This window comes from Sphingomonas phyllosphaerae FA2 (assembly GCF_000427645.1).
Taxonomy (GTDB): Bacteria; Pseudomonadota; Alphaproteobacteria; order Sphingomonadales; family Sphingomonadaceae; genus Sphingomonas; species Sphingomonas phyllosphaerae.
Genome location: NZ_KE386571.1, coordinates 1,185,362 through 1,206,659 on the forward strand (window position 1 = coordinate 1,185,362; position 21,298 = coordinate 1,206,659).

A 21,298-nucleotide genomic window follows, 5' to 3' on the forward strand; every position below is an offset into this window, starting at 1 on the left:
TATAGCGATGCCGCACCGGTGCGCCAGTCGCCGCGCGCGCATCGGCCACCGTCGCGCCGACCGGAGCGCGCCGGATGTTGTTGCGACGACACCGCAATCGGCGATAAAAGAGTGACTTGCACACCGTACGAACAGACGCGACGGTAGGCCATGCTGACCACCCTCCTCCTGCTCCTGCAGGCCGCCACCGCGCAAACCCCTGCCCTTACCCCGGCAGCCACGCCCACGGCGTCCGCAACCAAATGGCCGGCACGCGACGCACAATTCACGATCAGGAACTTTCGCTTTCGCTCTGGCGAGACCTTGCCGGAATTGCGCCTCAACTACACCACCCTCGGCTCACCGCACCGGAACGCCAGGGGGGAGATCGATAATGCGGTGATGATCCTGCACGGCACCGGCGGCACCGGTCGCCAGTTCCTCAGCCCGCAATTCGCGGACGAACTCTACGGTCCGGGCCAACCGCTGGATATCACCCGCTATTGGATCATCCTCCCCGACGGCATCGGGCACGGCAAATCGTCCAAGCCCTCGGACGGTTTGCACATGCGCTTTCCGCGCTACGATTATGACGACATGGTCGATGGCCAATATCTCCTGCTCCGCGACGGCCTGAATATCCGCCGCATGCGCCTCATCATGGGCACATCGATGGGATGCATGCACAGCCTGGTCTGGGGCGAGACTCGCCCGGACTTTGCCCGCGCGCTGATGCCGCTTGCCTGCGAGCCGGTCGAGATCGCCGGGCTCAATCGCATGTGGCGCAAGCTGGCGATGGACGGGATCACCGCGGACCCGGCCTGGGCGGGCGGCGAATATCGCACCCCGCCGACGCAGGGGCTGCGCACCGCCGCGAGCCTGCTGTTCGTGGCAGGTGCCGCCCCGCTCTATTTCCAGGCACAATATCCCAAGCGTAGCTCGGCGGAAGCGTTCGCGGAGGAGCGCGTGACCGCAGCGATCGCCGCGACCGATGCGAACGACCTGCTTTACCAGATCGACGCCTCGCGATCCTACGATCCGTGGCCGCGACTGGAGGCGATCACCGCACCCACGATGTGGATCAACTCGGCGGACGACTTCATCAACCCCCGCGATCTCGATTATCCCGTTCGCGCCGTCGCACGGATGAGGGACGCGCGCTTCCGCCTCATCCCCGAAACCGCTGACACGCGCGGACATGGCACCCACACCGCGGCCCGGTTCTGGAAGCAGGATCTGGTCGACCTGCTACAGCGGACCGACCAGCGCTAGCGTCGACAGCCGGCAACAGGCCGCCTGCCGCTTACGCAACAATGCCCTTCGTCTAGGTCAGTCAAGCCGGCCTAGGTCGATGCCTTGCCCGACGTCAGCGCATGTACCCGCAAGCGCGGGAAAACGTCCTCCAGGGATCTGGTGTCCGGCAGGACATAGACATAGCCGCCCTTCTTCTCGAACAGTGGGCGCAGGTTCGAGGCGTAGAACGCCTTCGGTACGTTGATGCAGCCGAAGGTGATCCGATTGTCGTCCACCTCTGGCGACAACATGCGCGCGCGCCGGTTTTCGGATTTGGCGGCATCGCCCGGGATCGGGTGGATCGCGACGCTGTTGGTGTAATCGACCCACAGGACGCGTTGCCGCCCCGCGGCATAGCCGAACTTGGCGAGGAAGCGTCCCGCCGGGGTGGTCTTCTCGGCCGGCCCGATCTCACCGAGCTTCTTGCTGCCAACGCCGGGCGTCGCGTCGTCACCCGGCGCGATGCCGAGCAGCACCGGCACCTGCGCCAGCAGCTTGCCGCGACCATCGAAGAGCATCATCGACGCATCGTGCTTGTCGATGACTGCATAGGGCAGCGCGTGATTGTCGCGCGACGTCGCGATCCAGTCGGCAACGCGCGCCCCATCGGCCGATGGCGACAGGGCAGCTTCCGTCGAGGACGTCGGTGCTGCGACCGCCGCGCCTTGCGGCGTCGCCTTGGAAACCGGCGGAACGCCAGCAGCGAACAGAGCAACACCCGCAAGTATCTGTGAAATCATCAACCTATCGCCACAAGCCGAAAGCGGCCGCCCTGTGCGGGCGGCCGCCGGATCATCGTCAACACCCGCAGGGCGCTCGGGTTCACCGGACACGTCCTCGCGTCGTCATCGCGCGACGACGGGAACGCCCTGCACGCGTCGATATTGTTTAGTGGCGAGGGCGCTTGCCGCGCTGCTCCTGCTGCTGAAGCCGCTGCTCGACGCCGTCGACGCGGCCGTTCAACTGGTCGAGGCGCTGGCCCTGCTGCTGCGCCTGCCCCGACGCAGCCTGCGCCTCGGCGAGCGCCTGCTTGGCGGTGCCGTCGGTCGCCTGCAACTGCGTTTCCAGCGTGCTGACGCGCGCGCTGACCGGCTCGATCTGCTCGCGCACATACTTCTTGGTGGCACAGCCGCCGAGCGTCGGGGCGATCAGCAGCACGGCCACCGCGGGGGAGAGTTTGGCAAAGGAGGTAAGCATCACAGTCTTCCAAATAATCTCTAGCCCGGCGAGGGAGCCTAGAACGTAACGCACCGGCAATAGTATAGACGATGAACCGAGCCCGGAATGCGATCAGTCGAGGGGTGATCCCCGCTAATCTTCGTGGTAGAGTACTTTTGCATCAAAGATGATCAGTGCGGTTACTTGGATATTAACCACCGCTGAACAGAAGCAGGCGCGGTTGTTACTTTCTCGAATCGCGACGCCGGTCGTTTGCAAACGGATCGAGCGGGATGCGGCCTTCCGGATCGCGGGTCGATTTGGCGACTGCAGGCGCGCGCTGCCGATCGACGCACTTGCGCAATTCGGCAATCGCGGCGCCGCTGCCATCCAGCTTCAGCTCTTCGACCGGCACGTCGCCACGCCGAACCCTCAGCGAGTCGGACGATGCGAAATTGCGCGGGAACGTCGCGCCAAAATTGGTGACGAACCCGCGTTGCCCCGCGGTGGCGATGCCGATGGCGAGATGGCGGGGAAAGGCTGAATTGGACAGGCGGAAATCGAGCCGAAGCTGCTCGCGCGCGCGGATCGACCAGTTCGGGTTGAGCAGCGTCAGGCGGTTGCTGCCGTCGATATCCAACCCGAACTGTAGCGTGGTGCCGCGCGGCTCGGGATAGGTGCGCGTCAGAAAGCAACCTTTCTGATCGCTACTGGGGGAGACGACCCACGCGCCGACCTCGCGGGTGGCATAGTCGGCGGCGGCGGGAGCGGCCGCGAAAGCCACGAAGGACAGGAAGGCGGAGAAGGAGATGATGCGCATGGCGCGGGTCTTAGCGCTTATTCGACGTGGAGTTTAGCGCTCGTGGCGCGTTCATTCAGGGTTGAGAGATGCCGAGCGCGCGCCGATGATCGGTGCGCTCCTTCAGGAGGATACCCCGATGGCTGACCGGATATTGATCTTCTACGGCTCCTATCGTTCGGATCGGCAGGGCATCCGGCTGGCCCACTACCTCGTGCGTGCCTTTACGGAGCGTGGCGCGGCCCCCGAACTCATCGATGCCAAGGCGATCGGGCTGCCCATGCTCGATCGCATGTACAAGGAATATACGGCCGGTGAGGCGCCACCTGCACTCGAAGAACTCGCGGGCAAGATCCGCGGCGCCGACGCCTTCGTGTTCGTCACCGGAGAATATAATTGGGGCCAGCAGCCCGGGCTGAAGAACCTCACCGATCATTTTCTGGAGGAATGGTTCTGGCGCCCCGCTGCGATCGCCAGCTATTCGGCCGGCCGGCTCGCCGGCGCGCATGCCAGCGTCGCATGGCACGGCACGCTGACCGAGATGGGGATGGTCGTGGTGTCGAGCACGCTCACCGTGGGCAGCATCGGCCACACGCTCGACGCCGAAGGTAATCCGACCGGCGACGGCGGCGCGTCATTGACCCGCGCCTTCCCGCGCTTCGCCGACGATCTCGCCTGGTGGACCGCCGCCGCGCGCGAGCAGAAGGCGAAGGTCCCGCCGCCTTACTGACCATGTCGCACGTGGCGCAGGCCGGTTCGGCGCTCTAAGAGATCGCGAATGAACGAAGCGTCTGAAACATGGCAGCCCGAGCGCGTGCGCCTCTGGCTGGAACGTCGCGCAGCAGCGGCCCGGCTCGACCAGGCCGCAGCCGACCGGCGCGGGTACGAGGCACAACGCGACTACGACAAGGCCGCCGCCGAGGAATGGGTCTGCCGCACCCTGCGCGCCAACGACCGGATCGACGACCAGCAAGCCTTCGCCGCCGACATCAAGGCCTTGCTGGGGCAGGACGAATATCGCGCGACCGGCATCTACGACGATCAGCATTTCGAACGAAACGTGCGCGCCTGCCTTCGCAAGATCGCCAAGATGACCAAGACCAACGAAGGCTTCGCCAACACCTTGCGCTATCAGGCCTGAACCCCTGACAAGACCCGCGGCACCCGCTATCCGCGGCGGTATGACGTATGACATTCATATCGTGGGAGGCGGGCTCGCCGGCTCGGAAGCCGCTTGGCAATGCGCCGAGGCCGGCTTCAAGGTCCGCTTGTCGGAGATGCGCGGTAGCGGCGACACCACCCCTGCCCACCACACCGACGATCTCGCCGAGTTGGTCTGCTCGAACAGCTTCCGCAGCGACGATGCCGACAGCAACGCGGTCGGGCTGCTCCATCAGGAACTGCGCGCGCTCGGCTCGCTGATCCTGCGCGAAGGCGACCGTCACCGCGTTCCCGCGGGCTCGGCGCTGGCGGTCGATCGCGACGGCTTCTCGGCCGGCGTCACCGCGGCGGTGGCGGCGCACCCGAACATCACGGTCGTCCGCGAGCGGATCGATGCCCTCCCCGACACCCCCGCGATCATCGCCACCGGCCCGCTCACCGCGCCCGGCCTGTCGGAACGGATCGCCGCAGAGACCGGCCGCGACTCGCTCGCCTTCTTCGACGCCATCGCCCCGATCGTCCACCGCGACTCGATCGACATGGAGACGGCGTGGTTCCAGTCGCGCTGGAACAAGGGCGAAGGGACGGACTACATCAACTGCCCGCTCGACAAGGACCAGTATCACGCCTTCGTCGCCGCGCTGATCGACGGCGAGAAGACCGAATATCGCGAATGGGAGAACGTCCCCTATTTCGAAGGCTGTATGCCGATCGAGGTGATGGCGGAACGCGGCCCCGAAACCTTGCGCTTCGGCCCAATGAAGGGCGTCGGCCTCGACGACCCGCGCACCGGCCGCTGGCCCTATGCGTGCGTCCAGCTCCGGCAGGACAATGCGCTCGGCACGCTATGGAACATCGTCGGCTTCCAGACCAAGCTCAAGCATGCCGAGCAGGTCCGACTGTTCCGCACGATCCCCGGTCTCGAAAACGCCGAGTTCGCGCGGCTCGGCGGGCTGCACCGCAACACCTTCCTGCGCTCGCCCGAATTGCTCGACGAGACGCTCCGGCTCCGCTCGCGGCCGAACATCCGCTTCGCCGGACAGATCACCGGCTGCGAGGGCTATATCGAAAGCGCGTCGATCGGCCTGCTCGCCGGCCGCTTCGCAATCGCCGAGCTACGCGGCGAGACGCTCGCCCCGCCGCCGGTGGAGACCGCGCTCGGTGCGCTGCTGTCGCACATTACCGGCGGCGCGGAAGCGGACAGCTATCAGCCGATGAACGTCAATTTCGGCCTCTTCCCGCCGATCCCCGGCCGCACGAAGAAGGCCGACCGCAAGAAGATGTACACCGACCGCGCGCGGTCCGCGCTGGCGGAGTGGCTGGCTGCCTGACCATTCCACGTCATCCCGGACTTGATCCGGGATCCCGCTTCTTCTCGACGCCCGTAAGAAGCGGGGCCCCGGATCAAGTCCGGGGCGACGACCACCACGAAGCTAAACCGGAAGCGCCGTCGTATATTTTGTCATCGACAGCGCGAAATGCGACGACGCCCCCGCCACCGAAGGATGCCCGAGCATCACCTGCATCAAGAAGTGGTTATAGTCACTCACATCCGCGACGACGATCCGCAGCAGGTAATCCCACTCTCCCGACATCGAGAAGCTCTCGACGATCTCCGGCCGCCCGTCCACGAATTGCTCGAACGCCTGCCGCGCCTCGACCGCATGGCTCCGCATCCGCACGTTGCACAGCACGTTGACCCCGCGCCCGACCGCCGCCGGATCGACCAGCCGCACCGTGCGCGTCAGCACCCCCGCCGCCTCCAGCGCCTTAACCCGCCGCCAGCACGACGCCGAGGATGCCCCGACGCGCTGCGCGAGATCGGCATTGCTGAGCGTCCCGTCCTCCTGCAACGCCGAAACGATGCGGCGGTCTATGGCGTCGAGTTGATCAATCTGGTTCATGAACACGCAGTATAATGCCGCGAGCGTTTCACCGAAAGCCACAACAGGTGCAATTCTGATAAGCATTGATCGCGCCCATATGCGATCGTATCCCCATGGCAGATGCAGCGCTGATCCGGCCCGAGGGAGCCGCCGCCGACTGGACGATCCCGCAGGGCTGGGACACGTACACGGCTGAGGAACACGCCACCTGGGACACGCTGTTCGCGCGCCAGATTGCGATGCTGCCGGGCCGCGTCACCCCCGAGTTCACCGCCGGCCTCGACGTGCTCCGCCTGTCGAAGCCCGGCATCCCCGACTTCGACGAACTCTCCGAGCGGCTGATGAAGGCGACCGGCTGGCAGGTCGTCGCCGTCCCCGGCCTCGTCCCCGACGATGTCTTCTTCGATCATCTCGCCAACCGCCGCTTCGTCTCGGGCAATTTCATCCGCCGCCCCGATCAGCTCGACTATCTTCAGGAGCCCGACGTCTTCCACGACGTCTTCGGCCACGTCCCCCTGCTCGCCAACCCCGTGTTCGCCGACTACATGCAGGCCTACGGGCAAGGCGGGCAACGCGCCGCGGCGATGGGCGCGATCGAACGCCTGTCGCGGCTCTACTGGTACACCGTCGAATTCGGACTGGTACGTTCCGGCGACGACCTCGCGCTCTATGGGGCCGGTATCGTTTCCTCACGATCCGAATCGGTCTTCGCGCTCGACGACGCCTCGCCCAACCGCCTTGCGTTCGACCTGAAGCGCGTGATGCGCACCCGCTATCGGATCGACGATTTCCAGCAGAGCTACTTCGTCATCGACAGCTTCGAGGACCTGCTCGACCAGACGCTCAACACCGATTTCGCCCCGCTGTACGCCGATCTGGAAGGCCAGCCGGATCACGACCCGGAGACGATCCTGGCGCACGACCGCGTCTACACGCGCGGCACGCAAGCGCACGCCCGCCATTAATCCCTTCACCTGAAAGGCCCGACCATGACCGATCCCGCCAATCCGCTCGGCCTTGCCGGCTTCGAGTTCTGCGAATTCACCTCGCCCGATCCCGACACGCTGGCGAAGCAATTCGAACAGATGGGCTTCGTCGCCGCACACCGTCACCCGAGCAAGCAAGTGACGCGCTACGTACAGGGCCGCATCAACCTGTTGCTCAACCGCGAGCCGACCGGGCAGGCCGCCGACTTCCGCGCGCTCCACGGCCCGTCGGCGAGCGGCATGGCGTTCCGCGTTGCCGATCCGCAGGCCGCCTATGACCATGCGATCGCCGAGGGCGCGGTCGCGGTCGACGCGGCGGCGGGGACGCTCGGCGACGGCAGCTTCCCGATCGAGGGGATCGGCGGCAGCTACCTCTATCTCGTCAAGGCCGGTGCGGACCTCTACGCCGATTGGGAGGAAGTCCCCGGCTGGCGCGAGGCTGCCGAGCAGAACAATGTCGGGCTCGATATCCTCGACCACCTGACCCACAACGTCCGGCGTGGCGAGATGCGGACATGGTCGAGCTTCTACGGCCGGCTGTTCGGGTTCGAGGAGCAGAAGTTCTTCGACATCAAGGGCAAGGCCACCGGGCTGTTCAGCCAGGCGATGATCGCCCCCGACCTGGCGATCCGCATCCCGCTCAACGAGAGCAAGGACGAAACCTCGCAGATCGAGGAATTCATCCGGGAATATAATGGCGAAGGCATCCAGCACCTCGCGCTGACCACCGACGACATCTACGAGACGGTCGAGAAGCTGCGCGCGCGCGGCGTGCGGCTGCAGGACACGATTGAGACCTATTACGAACTGGTCGACAAGCGCGTCCCCGGCCACGGCGAGGACCTTGAGCGGCTGAAGCGCAACCGCATCCTGATCGACGGCAATGTCGGCGACGAGGGCATCCTGCTCCAGATCTTCACCGAGAATATGGTCGGCCCGATCTTCTTCGAGATCATCCAGCGCAAGGGCAATCAGGGCTTCGGCAACGGCAATTTTCAGGCGTTGTTCGAGAGCATCGAGCTGGACCAGATCCGGCGCGGCGTGGTGAAGGTGGACGCCTAGATGAATCCAGCCACCTCACCGTCGCCCCGGACTTGATCCGGGGCTCCGCTTCTTCTTGAACCTTGGAGAAGAAGCGGGATCCCGGATCAAGTCCGGAATGACGGAAGAAGGCAGACGATCCGACGGGTCGATACAGGAGAGAGCCATGACCGACACGCCCCGCTACCACCCCGGCTTCGGCAACCATGTGTCGACCGAGGCGGTCCCCGGCGCGCTCCCGATCGGTCGCAACTCGCCGCAACACGTCCCGTTCGGCCTATATGCCGAACAACTCTCCGGCACCGCCTTCACCGCGCCCCGCCACGAGAATCGTCGCAGCTGGCTCTATCGCCTCCGCCCGACCGCGCAGCACCCCGCCTTCACCCGCTACGACGGCGCACCCAACCTCCGCGCTGCCCCCTTCGACACCCCGCCGTCTCCCAACCGGATGCGCTGGGATCCGCCGCCGTGGCCCGAAACGCCAACCGACTGGCTCGACGGCCTCGTCACCTACGGGGGCAACGGCAGCGTCGCCGACCAGACCGGCGTCGCGATCCACCTCTATGCCGCGACCGCCGACATGGACCGCGCCTTCTTCTCCGCCGATGGCGAATGGCTGATCGTCCCGCAGGAAGGTCGCCTCGCGATCGACACCGAACTCGGCCGCCTCGACGTCGCCCCGCTACAGATCGCGGTCATTCCTCGAGGTGTCCGTTTCCGCATCGCGCTCCCGGACGGACGCGCCCGCGGCTATGTCCTCGAAAACCACGGCGCGCCCTTCCGCCTCCCCGACCTCGGCCCGATCGGCGCCAACGGCCTCGCCAATCCGCGCGACTTCGAGTCACCCGCCGCATGGTTCGAGGATCGCGACGAACCCTGCACCGTCATCCAGAAATTTCAGGGCGCGCTCTGGCAGACCAGGCTCGACCATTCGCCCTTTGACGTCGTGGCATGGCACGGCAACCTCGCCCCGTATCGCTATGATTTAACACGCTTCAACACGATCAACACCGTGTCGTTCGATCACCCCGATCCATCCATCTTCACCGTCCTCACCTCACCGAGCGACACTCCCGGCACCGCCAATTGCGACTTCGTGATCTTCCCCCCGCGGTGGATGGTCGCCGAGGGCACATTCCGCCCGCCGTGGTTCCATCGCAACGTGATGAGCGAGTTCATGGGGCTGATCGCCGGCGCCTATGACGCGAAGGAAGGCGGCGGGTTCATCCCCGGCGGCGCCAGCCTCCACAATCAGATGAATGGCCACGGCCCAGATCAGGCGAGCTACGAGAAAGCCGTCGCAAGCGACTTGAAACCAATTAAGATCGACGGGACGATGGCGTTCATGTTCGAAACCCGCCACGTGGTGCGGACCACCGCCTGGGCGCAAACATCGGCAACGATGCAGCTCGACTATGACGACGTCTGGCGCGGCTTTCCCAAGGCGACACTACCGCGGTGATCCAGCGCACTGGAAAAAACCGTCGACCTTGCTAGCGTGCCCGCCATGCAATTTCTGAAGATCCTGTTCTGGTCGCTGCTGGCGTTCGTCGCCGCGGTGTTCACGTTCGGCAATTGGACCAACGTCACGATCCAGTTGTTCGGCGGGCTGGTCGCGGAGGTGAACCTGCCGCTGCTGCTGCTGGTCACCTTCCTGCTCGGCTTTGTGCCGACGCTGATCTACCAGCATTGGGTGCGCTTCCGGCTGCGCCAGCGGCTGACTGCTGCGGAGCGCGCGACCGAAAGCGCGCTCGCCGCCGTCCGTGGGATCGAGACGCCTCCCCCTTCCACGCCCCCCGCGGCTCCCACGAACGGAGCCGAGTGATGGCCAACCGGATCTTCGTCGCGCTGGACACCCCCGACCTCGATCGCGCCCGCGCGCTGGCGCAAAGGGTCCGCCACCACGTCGGCGGGATCAAGCTCGGGCTGGAATTCTTCTGCGCGCACGGACCCTCGGGCGTCCGCGCAATGGAGGAAATCGGCCTGCCCGTCTTCCTCGACCTCAAGCTCCACGACATCCCCAATACCGTCGCCAAGGCGGTGCAGTCGCTGGCCGGGCTCGCCCCCGCCGTGCTGACCGTCCACGCCAGCGGCGGACGCGCGATGCTCGAGGATGCCAAGGCCGCCGCACATCCCTCGACCAAGGTGGTCGCGGTGACGATGCTCACCAGTCTCGACGACGACGATCTCGCCGCGACCGGCGTCGCCGGCAGCGCGCACGACCACGTCTTGCGCCTTGCCGAGTTGGCGCGCGCGGCCGGGCTCGACGGCATCGTCTGCTCAGGCGCGGAGGTGAAGGCCGCGCACGCCGCCTGGCCGAAGGGTTATTTCGTCGTCCCTGGCGTCCGCCCCGCCGATGGCGAGGTCGGCGATCAGAAGCGCGTCGTCACCCCGCGCATGGCGGTCGACCACGGCGCCTCGATGCTGGTGATCGGCCGCCCGATCACGCAAGCCGAGGACCCGGACGCCGCCGCGCGCGCGATCGCCGGCACGCTCTAACGCGTTATTGGCAGGGTGGCGGCAAGCGCCTAAAGCCGCGCGATGCCCGTCACCGCCAAGATCTGCGGCCTGTCCACGCCCGCCACGCTCGACGCCGCGCTGAAGGGCGGCGCGAGCCACGTCGGCTTCGTCGTCTTTCCCCCCTCGCCGCGCCACCTGACGCTCGACCGCCTCGCCGGGCTCGCCGCGCAGGTCCCCGCGCACGTCCGCACGGTCGGGGTGTTCGTCGACCCCGACGACGAGCTGCTCGCCGCAACGGTCGCCGCCGGCAAGCTCGACGCGATCCAGCTCCACAAGACCGCACCCGCGCGCGTCGCCGCGCTGCGCCGCCTGTCGGGGCGCGAGACATGGGCGGCGATCGCGGTGAAGACCCGCGCCGACCTCGCCACCGCCGCGCACTATGCCGACGCCGCCGACCGCCTGCTCTACGACGCCAAGACCCCGGAGGGCGCGACGCTCCCCGGCGGCATGGGCCTGCGCTTCGACTGGCAGCTGCTCGACGGCGTCCGCCACCCGCTCCCGTGGGCGCTGTCCGGCGGGCTCGACCCTACCAATGTCGCCGAGGCGATCGCACGGACCCGCGCCCCGCTCGTCGACGTTTCGTCGGGCGTCGAGTCCGCGCCCGGCGTCAAGGACGTGGACAAGATCACCGCCTTCCTGCAACGGGTTTCCGCATCATGAACGCACCCAATTCCTTCCGCGCGCAGCCGGACGAGCGCGGGCATTTCGGCCCCTATGGCGGCCGCTATGTCTCCGAAACGCTGATGCCGCTGATCCTCGACCTCGAGCGCGAGTATCGTGCCGCGAAGGAGGATCCGGCCTTCGCCGCGCAGTTCGACGACCTGCTCGAACATTATGTCGGTCGCCCCTCGCCGCTCTACTACGCCGAGCGGCTGACCGACACGCTTCGCGACAGCGCGCCGGAGGGCATGGGCGCACAGGTCTGGTTCAAGCGCGACGAACTGAACCACACCGGCGCGCACAAGATCAACAATTGCATCGGCCAGATCCTGCTCGCGATCCGCATGGGCAAGACGCGGATCATCGCCGAGACCGGCGCGGGCCAGCACGGCGTCGCGACCGCGACGGTCTGCGCGCGCTTCGGGCTGCCGTGCGTGATCTACATGGGCGCCAAGGACGTCGAGCGGCAGCAGCCGAACGTCTTCCGCATGAAGCTGCTCGGTGCCGAGGTGCGCGCGGTCGAAAGCGGCGCGCGCACGCTCAAGGATGCCATGAACGAGGCGCTCCGCGACTGGGTCGCCAACGTCCACGACACCTTCTACATCATCGGCACTGCCGCCGGCCCGCACCCGTACCCGGAGCTGGTCCGCGACTTCCAGAGCGTGATCGGTCGCGAGGCGCGCGCGCAATTGCTCGATCGCACCGGCCGCCTGCCCGACCTGCTGGTCGCCGCGATCGGCGGCGGATCGAACGCGATCGGGCTGTTCCACCCGTTCCTCGACGATGCCGACGTGAAGATGCTCGGGGTCGAAGCAGCGGGCGAAGGGCTGGAGGCCAAGCACGCCGCCAGCCTAGCGGGCGGCTTCCCGGGCGTCCTCCACGGCAACAAGACCTATCTGTTGCAGGACGACGACGGCCAGATCGCCGAGGCGCATTCGATCTCCGCCGGGCTCGACTATCCCGGCATCGGCCCCGAACATGCGTGGCTGAAGGACAGCGGGCGGGTCGACTACACTGCCGTCACCGATCGCGAGGCGCTCGACGCCTTCCAGCTGCTGTGCCGCACCGAGGGCATCATCCCCGCGCTCGAACCGTCGCACGCGATCGCCGCGGTGGCGCGCACCGCCAAGACCATGCCGCGGGACGCGATCATCCTCGCCAATCTGTGCGGGCGGGGCGACAAGGACATCTTCACCGTCGCCGAAGCGCTGGGAGTGCAGATTTGACCCGCCTTGCCGATGCCTTCATCGCCGATCGCCCTGCGCTGATCTGCTTCGTCACGGCTGGCGACCCGTCGGTCGCCGCGACCCCCGCGATCCTCGACGCGCTGGTCGAAGGCGGCGCGGACGTGATCGAGTTGGGGATGCCGTTCACCGATCCGATGGCGGACGGCCCGGCGATCCAAGCCGCGAACATCCGCGCGCTCGGCGCTGGCATAACGACCGCCGACATCCTTCGGATCGCGAAGGATTTTCGTGCCCGCCACCCGCTCGCCCCGCTGGTGCTGATGGGCTATGCCAATCCGATGCTACGCCGCGGGCCGGAATGGTTCGCCACCGCGCTCCGCGATGCCGGGGTCGATGGCGTGATCTGCGTCGATCTGCCCCCCGAGGAAGACGATGCGCTCGGGCCGGAATTGCGCGCGATGGGCATCAACTTCATCCGGCTTGCCACCCCGACCACCCGCGACGCACGGATCGCGGACGTGCTGAACGGCGCCAGCGGCTTCGTCTATTACGTCTCCGTCGCCGGCATTACCGGCAAGCAACAGGCGCAGCAGGCGTCGATCGAGGAAGCGGTCGCGCGGTTGAAGCATGCCACCGACCTGCCCGTCGCGGTCGGCTTCGGCGTCCGAACCCCGGAACAGGCGCGCGCAATCGGCCGCGTCGCGGACGGGGTCGTCGTCGGCTCAGCGATCGTCGAGATCGTCGCCGAACACGGCACCGCTGCCGCCGCACCGGTCGCCGCCTATATCAAGACGTTGTCGGCCGCACTTGCCGACGCACGAAAGGTTTCCGCATGAGCTGGCTCAGCAACGTCCGCAACGCGCTATCGGGGATCGTCCCCGGCGGCGCCAAGGCGCAGACCCCCGATCACCTGTGGCACAAGTGCAAGGGCTGCGGGACGATGGTCTTCACCAAGGAGCTGGAGGAGAACCTCTACGTCTGCCCGACCTGCGACCATCACGAGCGGATCGGCCCCAGCGAGCGGTTCGAGCATCTGCTCGACCCGGCCAGCATCGACGTACTGCCCGCGCCGCGCTCGCCCGAAGATCCGCTCAAGTTCCGCGACTCGAAGCGTTACGCCGATCGCCTCAAGGCGGCGCGCGCCAGCACCGGCGAGCAGGACGCGTTCGTCAACGCGCGCGGCACGATCGACGGCCACCGCGTCGTGATCGGCGTGCAGGATTTCGCCTTCATGGGCGGCTCGATGGGCCAGGCGGTCGGCGAGGCGTTCATCCAGGGCGTCGAAACCGCGGTGAAGGACCGCGCGCCGTTCATCGTCTTCACCGCCTCGGGCGGCGCGCGGATGCAGGAAGGCATCCTCAGCCTGATGCAGATGCCGCGCAGCACCGTCGCGATCCAGATGCTCCACGACGCCGGTCTGCCCTATATCGTCGTGCTGACCGATCCGACCTCGGGTGGGGTGATGGCGGCCTATGCGATGCTTGGCGACGTCCACATCGCCGAGCCGAAGGCGACACTCGCCTTCACCGGCCGCCGCGTGATCGAAAGCACGATCCGCGAGAAGCTGCCCGACGATTTCCAAACCAGCGAATATTATCTGGAGCACGGCATGATCGACATGGTCGTCCACCGCCGCGACCTGCGCGCCAAGCTGGCGACCGTCATCGGTTATCTGTGCGGCGAGCGGAAAGCCGCCTGACCGACGGCCGGACCACAGCGGCCCATCAACAGTCGCCGATCACCTATCCTTTTCCGTCATCCCGGACATGATCCGGGATCCCGCTTCTTGCTTCGGTCGCCGACAAGAAGTGATGCCCCGGACCAAGTCCGGGGCGACGAACGAAGAAGGAGGACGGATCGGAAACGCCAAGTGACGACGGCAGGTAGCTAAAGCTGGATGGATCACACCCCGAAAACCGCCGATCACGCCGTCTCCAGCAACGCCGCCGTTCAGGCGCAACTCGACCGGCTCTGGTCACTCGCCCCCGGCGCGGACATCCTCGGGCTCGACCGGATCACGCGCCTGCTCGCGCGGCTCGGCGACCCGCACCACGCGCTACCGCCCGTCTTCCACGTCGCCGGCACCAACGGCAAGGGATCGACCTGCGCCTTCCTGCGCAGCGCGCTGGAGGCGGCGGGGCACCGCGTCCACGTCTACACCAGCCCGCATCTCGTCCGCTTCAACGAACGCATCCGCATCGCCGGCCGTTTGATCGACGACGCCGCGCTGGCATCGCTGCTCGCGGAAGTGCTCGATCAGGCCGACGGCATCGGCGCCAGCTTTTTCGAGATCACCACCGCCGCCGCCTTCCTCGCCTTCGCGCGCACCCCGGCCGACGCCTGCGTGATCGAGGTCGGGCTCGGCGGTCGGCTCGACGCCACCAACGTCCTGCCCGCACCCGTCACCTGCGGGATCGCGGCACTTGGCGTCGATCATCAGGCGTTCCTCGGCGACTCGCTCGAACAGATCGCCGCCGAGAAGGCCGGGATCGCCAAGGCCGGCGCACCGCTGGTGACGATGCACTATCCGCCCGTGATCGCCGCGCCGATCGCGCAGGCCGCCGCCGGGTGCGGCGCGCCGTGGTACGCGCTCGACGACGCATGGCGCTTCACCGTCGTCGACGATCGCCTCCGGTATAGCGACACCGCGGGCGCGCTCGACCTTCCGCTTCCCACGCTGCCCGGCGCGCATCAAAGCGCCAACCTGTCGCTTGCGGTCGCGATGATCCGTCATCAATCCGCGGTTCCGGTGCCGGCATCGGCGCTGGCGGTCGCGGCGACCGACACGCACTGGCCCGCTCGCCTGCAAAGGCTTTCCTCGGGGCCGCTCACCGCCGCTCTGGGCTCGGTGCCGGTCTGGCTCGACGGCGGCCACAATCCTTCCGCCGGTCAGGCGATCGCCGACTCGCTCGCCCGACTGACCGACGGCCGCGGCGCGCGACCGTTGACGGTGGTCGTCGGCATGCTCGCCAACAAAGACGCAGCCGGATTTCTCGCGCCCTTTGCCGATGCGATCGACACGCTGGTCGCCGTCCCGGTCCCCGGGCACGCCTGCCACGCGCCCGCGGACCTGCTCGCCGTCGCCGCCCACCTCGGCATCCCCCGCAGCGAGACCGCCGCGGACATCCGGGCGGCGCTTGCGCAGATCGCCGCGCGGCCGACGCCGCCTGAGGCGGTATTAATCGCCGGGTCGCTGTACCTCGCCGGTGAGGTGTTGAGTGCCAACGACGAAGCGCCCGACTGACGCAAAATCTGCGATTGACTTGCAATAGCGGACAGGCGACCTTGTGCGGGCAAGAGGAGTCGCCTGTTCATGACCCACCTTCCCGCCCCCGTTCTCACTGCCAACGCGCTGCCGCACGCCCTTCCCGAATGCCCCAATGCGCGGGTCGTGCTTTTCGCGATGCGCCGCATGGGCGCCAACGGCCTGTCGGACGCGCGCGCCGCGCACGGCTTCTTCACCAGCTTCGGTGAGGCCTTCCGCCGCCCGCTGCTGTTGATGCGGGCGCTGATGGCCGATCTTGCCGGTACCGCGACGGTCCCGATCGCCATCGCCCCGTGCTGCTGCGCGCGGATGACCGCGTCGGAGCAGGTGTTGCTCGCCATCCTCGCGCGGATCGAAACCCGCACCGCCAGCGCGCGCCTGCTGATGCAGGATCTGTTGGGGCAACGCCACGTCGACGGCGTCCTCGCCAGCGCCGCAGCGCTCGCCGCCGCCTTCGCCGACGAGGGCCGCCCCGTCTCCGTCTAGCCGGCCGCCCCGTCGCGCGCGTCGCCCGGCCCTTCGGTGCCCGCGCTCCCGACCGAGCGGTCGACCAGCCCCGACCGGCTCATCCACCAGAACAGCACGACACCGGGCAGCGCCAGCACCACGGTCAGCAGGTAGAAATTGACGTAGCCGACCTGCTCGACGAGCGCCCCCGCGCTCGCCCCGGTGACGATCCGTCCCACGACGCTCGCCGCGGCCGAGATCAGCGCATATTGCGCGGCGGTGAAGCGCAGGTCGCACAGCGCCGAGAAATAGGCGACCACCGTCACCCCGCCGATCCCGGACGCGATATTCTCGAACGTCATCGCGCCGGCCAGCCCGAGCGTGCTGTGCCCCGCCGCGGCCAATGCCGCGAAGCTCGCGTTGGACACCGCCATCAGCACCAGACTGATCAGCACCGACCGCTTCAGCCCCAACCGCGCATATATGACACCGCCGAGGAAAATACCGATCAGATAGGCCCAGAACCCGACACCGACGTCGTACAAGGCGATTTCGTCGTTGGTAAATCCGGTGTCGTTGAGCAACAGGCGCAGCACGAGCTGCCCCAGAGTGTCACCGATCTTGTGGATCAGGATGAACAACAGCACGACTACGGCCCCCGGCCGCGCAAAAAACTGCACGAACGGCCGCCAGATCGCCGCCAGCGTGTTCCCCACCCCGCGCCGCGGCTCGACATCGCGGTGCCGTCGCGGCTCCCCGACGATCAAACCTGCTACCATCGCAGGCAAGGCAAGCACCGCCGTCGACAGGTAAGCGGCGGTCCACCCGTGCCGCGCCGCCACGAACAGCGCCAGCGACGCCGCCCCGGCGGACCCGATGCGCCACCCGTACTGGCTCATCCCCGATCCGACACCCAACTGGCGCGGCTCCAAGATTTCAATGCGATAGGCGTCGATGACCACGTCGAAGGTCGATCCAGCGACCGCCACCAGGATCGCCGCGGTCACCGTCGCCCCGATGCTCGCCCGCGGATCGACCAGCGCCAGATTGGCCACGGCGGCGATCACCAGCACGCCCGCGACCAGCAGCCACGACACCCGCTGCCCCAGCGCGCCGAGCACCGGCAGGCGCACGCCGTCGACCACCCACGCCCATAAGAATTTGATATTGTAGACAAGAAACGCGAGACTGAACGCCGTCACCGTCTTCTTGTCGATCCCGCTCTGCGCCAGCCGCGTGGTCAACGTCGCCGCGATCATCGCATAGGGAAAGCCTGAGGAGACGCCCAGCGCGAAGGCGGCGAGCGGCCCGCGCTCCAGATACGGGCGGACACCATCCACCCAGCTCCGTCCGTCCATTCGCGCCGCCATCCACATCGCCTTCGTTAAGCCTGCGATGGGCTTAGCGCGAAATCGCGGTCAGGTAAGCCCGGTCATCGACGGCCCGCCGCCGAACAACCGCAACCCGCCCGGCACCCGCGGCGGCGCTTTCCCTGCTGCGGCCGACTCGATGGCGTCGATCGAACTCAAAAGATCGCGCGGCGTGTAGGGTTTGGCGAGACAACCCACCGCCACGCCCTCGGCATCGGCCGGGCAGCTTCCCGTCACGAACAGCACCGGAATGCCTCGCGCCACGGCCGAGCGCGCGACATCCAGCCCGCTACCGTCGGCCAGCCGCACATCGACCAAGACAAGATCGATCGCCGCGCCGCCCTCCAGCAGCCGCACCGCATCCGCGACCCGATCGACGGTCGCGACGACGTCGAATCCCTGCTCGCTGAGCAGATGCTCGGTGTCGAACGCCACCAGCGGCTCGTCCTCCACCACCAGCAGCTTTTCAATGGATCGCTGTTTCCGCCCGAACAACATCGCTTGTTTCGCCCCGGTATCGTCTTCTTCGCTCAACACGGCTGGGGCGATTTATGTCCCGCCTCTTTCCGCACGTGCCCGACAGTCGACAATCACGGTCCTTGTTGCGGACGAGCACAGACCGTAAGCGATCCGGATGGCCGACGAACGTTCCCCACACCGCATCGCCAAGCTGCTCGCCCGCGCCGGCGTCGCCTCCCGGCGCGAGGTCGAGCGGATGATCGCCGAAGGACGCGTCGCCAAAGATGGCGTCACGCTGGATACCCCCGCCACGATCCTCCCCTCGCTCGACGGAGTCACCGTCGACGGAGAGCCGGTCGCCGCGGCCGAGCCGACCCGGCTCTTCCTCTTCCACAAGCCGACGGGCGTGCTCACCGCCGAGCGCGATCCGGCAGGCCGCGCGACGATCTACGACCGGCTTCCAGAAGATCTGCCGCGGCTCGTGCCCGTAGGTCGCCTTGATCTCAACACCGAGGGGCTGCTGCTTCTCACCACCGATGGCGAGTTGAAGCGCCAGCTCGAGCTTCCGTCCACCGGGGTCGAGCGCAGCTACCGCGCCCGGGCCTATGGCCAGATCAGCCAGGCGCAGCTTGAGGAACTCATTCACGGCATCGAGATCGATGGCATTCGCTATGGTGCGATCGATGCCAATCTCGAACGTCGCACCGGCGCGAACGTCTGGATCGAGATGACGTTGAGCGAGGGAAAAAATCGCGAAGTGCGTCGTGTGCTCGAACATCTCGGATTGCGTGTGAGCCGGCTGATCCGGACCCGCTACGGCCCGTTCGTTCTCGGCGATCTTCCGGTCGGCGACATCGGCGAGGTGCGCGTCGCCGATCTGATCGCCTTCCGCCAGACTCTGAAGGCCGCCGCACGCCTGCGTCCGCCGGTCCCGGATGTGACGGTGCCGGGCAGCCGCCGTACGGCGTCGCCGCGGCAGGCGCCATCCGCGCGCCCGGCCCGGCCAAATGTTCTCCGGCCGCCGCGTGCCGCCTCCGGCTCGCCCGTCAGGCCGGCAGGCGCGCCGCCACGACCGGCGCGAGCCGCTGCAGCGGCACCTCGTCCAGCGCCGAAGCCTGCCGGCCCCGCCACCGAAGAGCAGACGCTCACCCCGCAGCGTCCAGCACGCATCAAGCGTCAGCCGGGCTGGGCCAAGCCGAAACCCAAGCCCGGTGCCCGGCCACGTTCGGGCGGTCCGCGGGGGCGCAAGTGAGGATTATCGCCGGCCAGTGGCGCGGTCGCCCGCTCGTCGCGCCCAAGGGCGATGCGACCCGCCCCACTGCGGATCGCACGCGTGAGGCGCTGTTTTCGATGCTGACCAGCCGTGTCGGCAGTTTCGAGGGGCTGGCCGTAGCCGATCTGTTCGCTGGCTCGGGCGCGCTCGGGCTGGAGGCGCTGTCGCGCGGCGCCACCACCTGCCTGTTCGTCGAGCAGGACAAGACGGCGCTCGACGCCTTGCGCGCCAACGTCGCGAAACTCGGCGCGACGGGTGCGGACATCCGGCCGGCATCGGTCATGGCGATCGGCCCGGCACGCGCGCCGCTCGACGTCGTGATGATGGACCCGCCCTATACGACCGGCGCGGGGGCGGTGGCTGCGGACAAGCTCGCGCGACTGGGCTGGATCGGCCCGGCAACATGGGTTTCGATCGAGACTGCCAAGGGCGAAGGCGACGTGCCGCCCGGCTTCGTGGTCGACGCCGACCGCACGCATGGTCGCGCGCGGCTGTTGCTGCTGCGGCTCGGCTGAGCCTCAGGTAGCCACCACCCGCGGGCGCATCGCCACCAAAGCGATCAGGCTCACCAGCGACATCGCCGCCAGATAGCCGCCGACCAGCGACAGCCCGCCGTGCCTCGCCAACGTCTCGGCCGCGACAGGCGTCAGACCGCCGCCGATGATCCCTGCCATATTGAACGCCAGGCTGACGCCCGTGTAGCGCACCCGCGCGGGGAACAGCCCCGGCAGCCATGCCCCGAGCGGTCCATAGACAAAGCCCATTGCGAACAACGCCAGTGCAAGGCTAGCGAAGATCAACAATAACGATCCCGATCCCAGCCCCGGTGCCAGCACGAAGCCTGCCACTACCGCAAACACGCAGCCCCACGTCAGGACATGCCGCGCGTCGCGTCGGTCGGCCCAGATACCCGACAAAACGATCCCGACGGCCATGAACAGGATCGCGCCGAGTTGCATCGAAAGGATCGTCGGGCGCGCGATCCCCAGCCGGGTCGTGGCATAGCCCAGCGCAAACGCAGTCGCGATATAATAGACCGCGAAGCACGCAATCGCGCCCGCCGTCCCACCGATCGCCGCGCGCCAGTGATCGCGGAGCAGTTCGCCCATCGGCACCGCGGGTGGCGGGCCTTCCTCCAGTACCTGCGCAAATGCCGGGGTCTCGGCAATCTTCAGCCGCACCCACAGGCCGAGCCCGACCAGCACGATCGACAACACGAATGGGATGCGCCAGCCCCAGGCGGCGAAGTCCTCCGCACTCATTGCCAGGCCCAGCAGCAGGAACAGCCCATTGGCGGCAATGAACCCGACCGGCGCGCCCAGTTGCGGCACCATGCCATAGCGTCCGCGCCAGCCGGGTGGTGCGTTCTCCACGGCCAGCAGCGCAGCGCCACCCCACTCGCCACCAAGGCCGAAGCCCTGCCCGAACCGCAATACGCAAAGCAGCACCGGTGCGAGGTAACCCGCCTGCGCATAGGTCGGCAAAAAGGCGATGGCGAGCGTCGAGCCGCCCATCAGCATCAGGCTGACCACCAGCGTCGATTTGCGCCCGATCCGATCGCCGTAATGCCCGAATGCCCATGCCCCGACCGGCCGGGCGAAGAACGCTACCGCGAGACTCGCATAAGCCGCCAGCAGTTGTGCTGACGGATCGCCGGGGGGAAAAAACAGCGGTCCGAACACCAGCGAGGCAGCCGTCGCGTAGATGTAGAAATCATAGAACTCGACCGACGTGCCGACGAGGCTGGCGAGCAGGATGCGGCGATGCGAGGTGCCTGCCAATGCGGCGGGCAAAGATGATACGGCCATTGCCCC

24 protein-coding genes are annotated in these 21,298 nt (G+C 67.4%); 17 read left to right on the forward strand and 7 right to left on the reverse strand.

All coding sequences use genetic code 11. The features are described 5' to 3' along the window. Positions 1–150 precede the first annotated feature (150 nt). The gene (locus tag SPHPH_RS0105960) at positions 151–1,251 is read left to right on the forward strand and encodes an alpha/beta fold hydrolase (RefSeq protein ID WP_028965864.1); all 1,101 of its coding nucleotides are present in this window, start codon (positions 151–153) and stop codon (positions 1,249–1,251) included. Between the two features lie 71 nt (positions 1,252–1,322). On the opposite strand, the gene SPHPH_RS0105965 is transcribed toward SPHPH_RS0105960, so the two are convergent. The 3 genes from SPHPH_RS0105965 to SPHPH_RS0105975 all read right to left on the reverse strand — a co-directional run bounded on the left by SPHPH_RS0105965 (position 1,323) and on the right by SPHPH_RS0105975 (position 3,250). Continuing rightward, the gene (locus SPHPH_RS0105965; RefSeq protein WP_028965865.1) at positions 1,323–2,012 is read right to left on the reverse strand and encodes a L,D-transpeptidase; all 690 of its coding nucleotides are present in this window, start codon (positions 2,010–2,012) and stop codon (positions 1,323–1,325) included. Positions 2,013–2,160: 148 nt separating this feature from the next. Then, positions 2,161–2,469 carry a hypothetical protein gene (locus tag SPHPH_RS0105970; protein WP_037488172.1) on the reverse strand — a complete coding sequence of 103 codons (309 nt, stop codon included), beginning with the start codon at positions 2,467–2,469 and terminating at the stop codon, positions 2,161–2,163. 205 nt (positions 2,470–2,674) lie between these two features. Then, entirely contained in the window at positions 2,675–3,250 is a 576-nt protein-coding gene (locus SPHPH_RS0105975) for a hypothetical protein (RefSeq protein ID WP_028965867.1), read from the reverse strand. 118 nt (positions 3,251–3,368) lie between these two features. Here SPHPH_RS0105975 and SPHPH_RS0105980 point away from each other — a divergent pair, with 118 nt between their 5' ends. The 3 genes from SPHPH_RS0105980 to trmFO are packed head-to-tail and all read left to right on the forward strand — an operon-like array spanning position 3,369 to position 5,721. After that, positions 3,369–3,959: an NADPH-dependent FMN reductase gene (locus tag SPHPH_RS0105980; protein WP_028965868.1), complete on the forward strand. Its 591-nt coding sequence runs from the start codon at positions 3,369–3,371 to the stop codon at positions 3,957–3,959. A 48-nt stretch (positions 3,960–4,007) separates the two neighbouring features. Continuing rightward, complete coding sequence (locus SPHPH_RS0105985; RefSeq protein ID WP_028965869.1) at positions 4,008–4,370, forward strand: hypothetical protein; 363 nt, start codon at positions 4,008–4,010, stop codon at positions 4,368–4,370. Between the two features lie 40 nt (positions 4,371–4,410). Next, positions 4,411–5,721, forward strand: a complete 1,311-nt coding sequence (gene trmFO, locus SPHPH_RS0105990; protein ID WP_028965870.1) for a methylenetetrahydrofolate--tRNA-(uracil(54)-C(5))-methyltransferase (FADH(2)-oxidizing) TrmFO — start codon at positions 4,411–4,413, stop codon at positions 5,719–5,721. 102 nt (positions 5,722–5,823) lie between these two features. Here the strand turns inward: trmFO and SPHPH_RS0105995 are convergent, their stop codons facing one another. Next, entirely contained in the window at positions 5,824–6,294 is a 471-nt protein-coding gene (locus tag SPHPH_RS0105995) for an Lrp/AsnC family transcriptional regulator (protein ID WP_028965871.1), read from the reverse strand. Between the two features lie 95 nt (positions 6,295–6,389). Here SPHPH_RS0105995 and phhA point away from each other — a divergent pair, with 95 nt between their 5' ends. From phhA to SPHPH_RS0106050, 11 genes are all read left to right on the forward strand, one after another. Continuing rightward, the gene (gene phhA, locus SPHPH_RS0106000; RefSeq protein WP_028965872.1) at positions 6,390–7,241 is read left to right on the forward strand and encodes a phenylalanine 4-monooxygenase; all 852 of its coding nucleotides are present in this window, start codon (positions 6,390–6,392) and stop codon (positions 7,239–7,241) included. A gap of 24 nt (positions 7,242–7,265) precedes the next feature. Continuing rightward, positions 7,266–8,324, forward strand: coding sequence for a 4-hydroxyphenylpyruvate dioxygenase (hppD, locus tag SPHPH_RS0106005; RefSeq protein WP_028965873.1), 1,059 nt, complete (start codon positions 7,266–7,268; stop codon positions 8,322–8,324). A gap of 145 nt (positions 8,325–8,469) precedes the next feature. Continuing rightward, on the forward strand, positions 8,470–9,765 hold the full coding sequence (hmgA, locus tag SPHPH_RS0106010; RefSeq protein ID WP_028965874.1) for a homogentisate 1,2-dioxygenase: 1,296 nt from the start codon (positions 8,470–8,472) through the stop codon (positions 9,763–9,765). A gap of 45 nt (positions 9,766–9,810) precedes the next feature. Continuing rightward, complete coding sequence (locus SPHPH_RS0106015) at positions 9,811–10,128, forward strand: lipopolysaccharide assembly protein LapA domain-containing protein (protein ID WP_028965875.1); 318 nt, start codon at positions 9,811–9,813, stop codon at positions 10,126–10,128. Beyond that, positions 10,128–10,802, forward strand: coding sequence for an orotidine-5'-phosphate decarboxylase (gene pyrF / locus SPHPH_RS0106020; protein ID WP_028965876.1), 675 nt, complete (start codon positions 10,128–10,130; stop codon positions 10,800–10,802). Before SPHPH_RS0106015 ends, pyrF begins: the two co-directional genes overlap by 1 nt. Before the next feature lie 42 nt (positions 10,803–10,844). Beyond that, the gene (locus SPHPH_RS0106025; protein WP_028965877.1) at positions 10,845–11,483 is read left to right on the forward strand and encodes a phosphoribosylanthranilate isomerase; all 639 of its coding nucleotides are present in this window, start codon (positions 10,845–10,847) and stop codon (positions 11,481–11,483) included. Beyond that, positions 11,480–12,709, forward strand: coding sequence for a tryptophan synthase subunit beta (gene trpB, locus SPHPH_RS0106030; protein ID WP_028965878.1), 1,230 nt, complete (start codon positions 11,480–11,482; stop codon positions 12,707–12,709). Before SPHPH_RS0106025 ends, trpB begins: the two co-directional genes overlap by 4 nt. Beyond that, positions 12,706–13,506 (forward strand): tryptophan synthase subunit alpha, encoded by an 801-nt coding sequence (gene trpA, locus SPHPH_RS0106035; protein ID WP_028965879.1) that lies wholly within the window; start codon positions 12,706–12,708, stop codon positions 13,504–13,506. Before trpB ends, trpA begins: the two co-directional genes overlap by 4 nt. Beyond that, the gene (gene accD / locus SPHPH_RS0106040) at positions 13,503–14,369 is read left to right on the forward strand and encodes an acetyl-CoA carboxylase, carboxyltransferase subunit beta (protein ID WP_028965880.1); all 867 of its coding nucleotides are present in this window, start codon (positions 13,503–13,505) and stop codon (positions 14,367–14,369) included. The genes trpA and accD overlap by 4 nt, the downstream gene beginning before the upstream one ends. Positions 14,370–14,567: 198 nt before the next feature. Continuing rightward, a complete protein-coding gene (locus SPHPH_RS0106045; protein WP_028965881.1) occupies positions 14,568–15,914 on the forward strand; it encodes a bifunctional folylpolyglutamate synthase/dihydrofolate synthase in 1,347 nt (448 codons plus the stop codon). A gap of 69 nt (positions 15,915–15,983) precedes the next feature. Then, a complete protein-coding gene (locus SPHPH_RS0106050) occupies positions 15,984–16,421 on the forward strand; it encodes a DUF6628 family protein (RefSeq protein ID WP_051272869.1) in 438 nt (145 codons plus the stop codon). Here the strand turns inward: SPHPH_RS0106050 and SPHPH_RS0106055 are convergent. Together SPHPH_RS0106055 and SPHPH_RS0106060 are read right to left on the reverse strand one after the other, a co-directional pair. Further along, the gene (locus SPHPH_RS0106055) at positions 16,418–17,752 is read right to left on the reverse strand and encodes an AmpG family muropeptide MFS transporter (RefSeq protein ID WP_028965883.1); all 1,335 of its coding nucleotides are present in this window, start codon (positions 17,750–17,752) and stop codon (positions 16,418–16,420) included. The genes SPHPH_RS0106050 and SPHPH_RS0106055 overlap by 4 nt on opposite strands. A gap of 48 nt (positions 17,753–17,800) precedes the next feature. Beyond that, a complete protein-coding gene (locus SPHPH_RS0106060; protein WP_028965884.1) occupies positions 17,801–18,250 on the reverse strand; it encodes a response regulator in 450 nt (149 codons plus the stop codon). A gap of 136 nt (positions 18,251–18,386) precedes the next feature. Here SPHPH_RS0106060 and SPHPH_RS0106065 point away from each other — a divergent pair, with 136 nt between their 5' ends. Beyond that, positions 18,387–19,463 (forward strand): pseudouridine synthase, encoded by a 1,077-nt coding sequence (locus tag SPHPH_RS0106065; RefSeq protein WP_028965885.1) that lies wholly within the window; start codon positions 18,387–18,389, stop codon positions 19,461–19,463. After that, the gene (gene rsmD / locus SPHPH_RS0106070) at positions 19,460–19,999 is read left to right on the forward strand and encodes a 16S rRNA (guanine(966)-N(2))-methyltransferase RsmD (RefSeq protein ID WP_028965886.1); all 540 of its coding nucleotides are present in this window, start codon (positions 19,460–19,462) and stop codon (positions 19,997–19,999) included. The genes SPHPH_RS0106065 and rsmD overlap by 4 nt, the downstream gene beginning before the upstream one ends. Positions 20,000–20,002: 3 nt before the next feature. On the opposite strand, the gene SPHPH_RS0106075 is transcribed toward rsmD, so the two are convergent. Next, the gene (locus SPHPH_RS0106075) at positions 20,003–21,292 is read right to left on the reverse strand and encodes an MFS transporter (protein WP_051272870.1); all 1,290 of its coding nucleotides are present in this window, start codon (positions 21,290–21,292) and stop codon (positions 20,003–20,005) included. Between the last annotated feature and the right edge of the window lie 6 nt (positions 21,293–21,298).